The 6115-nt window shown below is 73.6% G+C and carries 2 protein-coding genes; both read left to right on the forward strand.

What is annotated here, in order from left to right:
• Positions 1–188 precede the first annotated feature (188 nt).
• The gene (locus AB0399_RS40155; protein WP_329369904.1) at positions 189–1406 is read left to right on the forward strand and encodes a cytochrome P450; all 1218 of its coding nucleotides are present in this window, start codon (positions 189–191) and stop codon (positions 1404–1406) included.
• Positions 1407–1551: 145 nt separating this feature from the next.
• Positions 1552–6115, forward strand: a 4564-nt coding sequence (locus AB0399_RS40160; RefSeq protein ID WP_366414653.1) for a beta-ketoacyl synthase N-terminal-like domain-containing protein, incomplete at its 3' end; no start/stop codon positions are given.

Raw genomic sequence — 6115 nt, forward strand, 5'->3', positions numbered from 1 at the left:
AGGACACCCTCGCCCGCTACACCGCCGCCGACGTCGAGATCTACGGCAAGGCCATGGCCGAATTCGAAGAACGCTTCGCCAACCAGTGATCCGGGCCCGAGGCCGGTCCGGCCGGCTCCGGGAATCCGCCGCACGACCGCTCACGGCCCCACCGCCACCGTGAAACAGGCAACTTGAGGAGTCAGCGTATGGACGCCAGCGAGATTCTGGGGGAGCTTCTCACCCCTGAGGGCCGCGATGATCCCTATCCGCACTACGCCGCCGCGCACGAGCTGGGGTCCGTCGCCCCGCTGGGCGACAAGCTGTGGATGGTGCCCGGCTACGACGCGATCAACGAGACGCTGCGGGCCGGCGAGTTCGGTCCCTGGGACGACCGGTACAACCGGCTGTTCACGGCCGCCGAATGGAAGCTGCACCCGTCGGTGATCGCCCTGACCAACAGCATCCTGGACACCAACCCGCCGGACCACACGAGGATGCGTGACGTGATGGCCCGGGCGTTCAGCGCCCGCCGGGTCGCCGCGCTCGAACCCATGATCCGGCAGATCGCCCGGGACCTGCTCGACGAGATGGCCGAGGAGGCGGCGGACGGCTCCCCGGTCGACTTCATGGACCGGTTCGCCTTCAACCTGTCCGTCGGCGTGGTCGGCGAGCTCTTCGGCATGCCGAAGGAGGACTGGCCGCGGTTCAAGCAGCTGGCCAACGACTGGACGCTGGTCTTCGAGGTGACGCCGACCGAGGAAGACACCGCCATCGCCGACACGGCCTACGCGGAGTTCGAGAAGTACTTCCAGGACCTGGTGGCCAAGCGCAGGATCGAGCCGGGCGACGACCTGGTGAGCGCCGTCGTGGAGATCACCGACCAGGAGAACGCGCCGCTGACCGCGGAGGAACTGGTCTGCAACCTCGGCGTGGTGCTGGCCGCGGGGATCGAGACGACCACGCACATCTTCGGCAACGGGCTCAACCTGCTCTTCAAGCACCCGGAGGTCGCCGCCGGGCTGCGGGCGAAGGAGATCTCGGCGGACAACTTCGTCGAGGAGGTCCTGCGGTTCGACTCGCCGGTCCAGCTCATCGCCCGGGTCGCCCGGGAGGACGCGGAGATCGCCGGCACCACGATCCCGATGGGCGAATGGGCGCTCCTCGCGCTCGGCGCCGGCAACCGGGACCCGAAGCGCTACACCGACCCCGACCGCTTCGACCCGACCCGCACCGCCATCCAGCCGGTGTCCATGGGCGCGGGCATCCACCACTGCCTCGGTGCGCCGCTGGCCCGGCTGGAGGGCGCGGTGGCCTTCTCCGAGCTGCTCGAACGGTTCCCCCACATCGCGCCGGCCGGTGAGCCGACCCGACGGGACCGCCTGACGATTCGCGGGTACGAGAACCTGCCCGTGACCCTCGGCTGACGTCGAAAGCGGCAGCGTCCGGCCATGGCCGCCGTGTTCGGTGAAACGTGCACGGCGGCCGCCGACGGGACGGGCCGGCCGAGAACACACCGGAATCATTCCCGGCTCCTGTCCTGGTGCCAGTCGGACCTCTGTGGAGAAATCGATGACTGAATCCCCCACTGGTAGCGGAGCGAACATCGCGATAGTCGGCATTTCCTGCCGGCTGCCAGGAGCCGCCACCCCGGACGGTCTCTGGGAAATGCTTCGCGACGGCCGGCACGCCATGGGAATGGCGTCCGACAAGAACCGGGCGTCGATTCCGGCCGGCGTCGACTGGCCGGGCGGATTCGTCGACGACATCGACGCGTTCGACGCCGGGTTCTTCGGCGTCTCCCCGAACGAGGCGGCGGCGATGGACCCGCAGCAGCGCGTCGTCCTGGAGCTGTGCTGGGAGGCGCTGGAGGACGCGGGCATCGTTCCGGCCGGCCTGTCCGGGAGCCGCGCGGGCGTGTTCCTCGCCAGCATCTCCAGCGACTACGCCACCTTGCTGGCCCGCCGGCAGGGGGACGTCAACCGCTACACGCTGACCGGCCTGAACCGGGGGATCATCGCGAACCGGGTCTCCTACAGCCTGGGCCTGCGCGGGCCGAGCCTGACCGTGGACTCCGCGCAGTCCTCCTCGCTGGTCTCGGTGCACCTGGCCGCCGAGAGCATCCGGCGCGGCGAGACGGACCTGGCCCTGGCGGGCGGGGTCAACCTCATGCTGGACCCGGGCAGCACCGCCATGACGGAGCAGTTCAACGCGCTCTCCCCGGACGGGCGTTGCTACACCTTCGACGCCCGCGCCAACGGCTTCGTCCGGGGCGAGGGCGGCGCCGTCGTCGTCCTCAAGAGCGCGGAGCGGGCACAGGCCGACGGCGACCGCATCTACGGCCTGATCCTGGGCAGCGCCGTCAACAACGACGGCCGCACCGACGGCCTCACCGTGCCCAGCGAGCAGGCGCAGCGCGACGTCATCCGGCTGGCGGTCCAGGCGGCCGGCGTCCGGCCGGACGACGTCCAGTACGTCGAACTGCACGGCACCGGCACCAAGGTCGGCGACCCGATCGAGGCGGCGGCGCTGGGCGCCACGCTCGGCGCGGGCCGGCCGGCGGCCACGCCGCTGCTCGTCGGCTCGGTGAAGACCAACATCGGGCACCTGGAAGGCGCGGCCGGCGTCGCCGGGCTGCTGAAGGTGCTGCTCAGCATCGAGCGCCGCCGCGTTCCGGCCAGCCTCAACTTCGAGCACCCCCACCCCGCCATCCCGCTGGCCGAACTCGGTCTGAGCGTGCAGCGTGCGGAAGGGCCGTGGCCGGACGAGCGGCACCGGCTGATAGCGGGGGTCAGCTCCTTCGGCATGGGCGGCACCAACTGCCATCTCATCGTGGCCGAGCCGCCGTCGGCCGAAGTGCCGTCCGCTGAACTGCCGTCCGCTGAACTGCCGTCCGCTGAACTCCCGTCGGGCGAGCCGCTGTCGGGCGAGCCGCAGACGCGGACCCGGCCGGCCGTCCCCACCGACCACGTCGCCGCGCACGGCTGGCCGCTGTCCGGCCGTACCGCGCCCGCGCTGCGGGCACAGGCGGGCCGGCTGCGCGCGCACGTCGAGTCGCGGCCCGGCGTGCCCACCGCTGACACGGGTCTGTCCCTCGCCACCACGCGCCAGGCGTTCGAGCAGCGCGCCGTCGTCCTCGGCGCCGGCCCCGCGGAGTTCCGCGCCGGGCTCCAGGCCCTGGAGACCGGCGACCAGGCGGCGAACGTGGTGGAGGGCACCGCCCGCGCCGTCGGCGGGACCGTCTTCGTCTTCCCCGGGCAGGGCTCGCAGTGGGCGGGCATGGCCCGGGAGTTGCTGGACACCTCCCCCGTCTTCGCCGAGCACCTGACCGCGGCCGCGCAAGCGCTCGCCGAGTACCAGGACTGGTCGGTGCTCGACGTGGTGCGCGAGCTGCCCGGGGCCCCGTCGCTGGACCGGGGCGACGTCGTGCAGCCGGTGCTGTTCGCCGTGATGGTCGCCCTGGCCCGCCTCTGGCAGGCGCAGGGCGTCACCCCGGACGCCGTGATCGGGCACTCCCAGGGCGAGATCGCCGCCGCGCATGTCGCCGGCGCGCTGTCCCTGTCCGACGCCGCCGCCGTCGTGGCGCTGCGCGGTCAGGCCCTCAACGCCGTGGCCGGCCTCGGCGGGATGGTGTCGGTGGCCGAGCCGGTCGACGCGGTCCGCGGCCGGATCGCCGGCTACCCCGGCCTGCTCGGCGTCGGCGCCGTGAACGGCCCCGGCAGCACCGTGGTCTCCGGTGACCCCGCCGCGCTCGTGGAGTTGATGGCCGCGTGCCGGGCCGACGGCGTCCGCGTCCGCGAGGTCCCGATCGACTACGCGTCGCACTCACCGCAGGTCGACGCCATCGAGCAGGACCTGCTGCGGCTGCTCGGCTCGATCCGGCCCCGGCGGGCGGAACTGGCCTTCTACTCGACCGTCACCGGTGGCCTGCTGGACACCACCGAACTGACCGCCGCCTACTGGTTCCGCAACCTCCGCCAGACCGTCGAGTTCGAGTCGGCCGTCCGGGCCGCGCTCGCCGACCACCACCGTGCCTTCGTCGAGACCAGCCCGCACCCGGGACTGGTCGGCAGCATCGGGGAGACGCTGCGGGACGCGGGGGTCACCGACTCGCTCGCGACCGGGACGCTCCGCCGCGGCCATGGCAGCCTCCGGCAGTTCTTCACCGCGGTCGGCCAGTACTACGTGCAGGGCGGCGCCCTCGACTGGGAGCCGGCGCCGGGCGCCGCCAGCCGCGTCCCCCTGCCGACGTACGCCTTCCAGCGCGAGCGCTACTGGTTCGCCGTCCCGGACGCGTCCGACGGCCGCCCGGGCGGGGCGGAGGAGATCCTGCCGCGGCCGGCCGAACCGGCCCGGCCCGACCGGGAGCCCGCCGCGGACACCGCGGGCCGCACCGAGGACCTGGTGGGCCTCGTCCAGAAGGCGACCGCCATCACCCTCGGGCACGCGGCACCGGGCGCCGTCGACGTCACCCGGACGTTCAAGGACCTCGGGCTCGACTCGGGGGCCGCGGTCGAGCTGCGCGGCCGGCTCGCCGCAGCCACCGGCCTCGAACTGCCGGACACGCTGGTGTTCGCGCATCCGACGCCGGCCGCGCTCGCCCGTCACCTGCGCGCGGAACTGGCCGGGGACACGGCCGCCGGCACGGACCTCGACCAGCCGGCCGGGCAGCCGGCGGCGAGCTCGGAACCGCTGGCGATCGTCGGGATGGCCTGCCGGTACCCCGGCGACGCCAACTCGCCCGAGTCGCTGTGGGAACTCGTCGCCGGCGGCCGTGACGCGATCGGGGAGTTCCCCGACAACCGCGGCTGGGACCTGGCGGCGCTCTACGACCCGACCCGGGGCCGCTCGGGCACCTCGTACACCAGGAACGGCGGCTTCCTGCACGACGCGGACGAATTCGACCCGGACTTCTTCGGGATCAGCCCCCGCGAGGCGACGGCCATGGACCCCCAGCAGCGGCTGCTGCTCGAAACAGCCTGGCAGGCGCTGGAGGACGCCGGCATCGACCCCGCCACGCTGCGCGGCGGCCAGGTCGGCGTGTTCACCGGGGTGATGGCCCAGGACTACGGCCCGCGGCTGCACGAGCAGGCCGACGGGTACGACGGCTACCTGCTGACCGGCAACAGCCCCAGCGTCGCCTCCGGACGCGTCGCCTACGCGCTCGGCCTGCACGGCCCCACGTTCACCGTGGACACCGCGTGCTCCTCCTCGCTGGTGGCGCTGCACCTCGCCGCGCAGGCGCTGCGCTCGGGCGAGTGCACGCTGGCGCTGGCCGGCGGGGCCACCGTCATGGCCAGCCCCGGGATATTCGCCGAGTTCAGCCGGCAGAGCGGCCTCGCGACCGACGGCCGCTGCAAGGCGTTCTCGGCGGCGGCCGACGGCACCGGCTGGGCGGAGGGCGCCGGGGTCCTCGCGGTCGAGCGGCTGAGCGACGCCAAGCGGAACGGCCACCGGGTCCTGGCGCTGCTGCGCGGCTCGGCCGTCAACCACGACGGCGCGTCCAACGGGCTTACGGCGCCGAGCGGTCCGGCCCAGCAGCGGGTGATCCGGGCGGCGCTGGCGTCGGCCGGGCTCGGCCCCGCCGACGTCGACGCGGTGGAGGCACACGGCACGGGCACCCGGCTGGGTGACCCGATCGAGGCCGAGGCGCTGCTGGCGACGTACGGGCAAGGCCGCGACGCCGAGCGGCCGTTGTGGCTCGGCTCGATGAAGTCGAACATCGGCCACACGCAGGCGGCCGCCGGGGTGGCCGGGGTGATCAAGATGGTGCAGGCGCTCCGGCACGAGGTGCTGCCCGCGACGCTGCACGTGGACGCGCCGTCTCCGCACGTGGACTGGGAGTCGGGTGCGGTCAGGCTGCTGACCGGCGCGCGGCCCTGGCCGGTCGGGGAGCGGGTCCGCCGCGCGGGCGTGTCCTCCTTCGGGATATCCGGCACCAACGCCCACGTCATCCTCGAAGAAGCGGCCGAGGAGGCTCCGGAGCCCGAGGCGGTCACCGGGACCGCGGGGCCGATCGGGGCCGGCGACCGGACCGAACCGCCGTTGGTGCCGGTGGTGGTGTCGGCGAGGGATGAGGTGGGGTTGCGGGCGCAGGCGGGTCGGTTGCGGGAGCATCTGCTGGCGCGGTCGGAGC

It is taken from the genome of Streptomyces sp. NPDC088194, assembly GCF_040702025.1.
Classification (GTDB): Bacteria; Actinomycetota; Actinomycetes; order Streptomycetales; family Streptomycetaceae; genus Actinacidiphila.

Bases quoted from the DNA above. Each gene is read 5' to 3' on its own strand.
- AB0399_RS40155 (WP_329369904.1), top strand. From the start codon at position 189: ATGGACGCCAGCGAGATTCTGGGGGAGCTTCTCACCCCTGAGGGCCGC.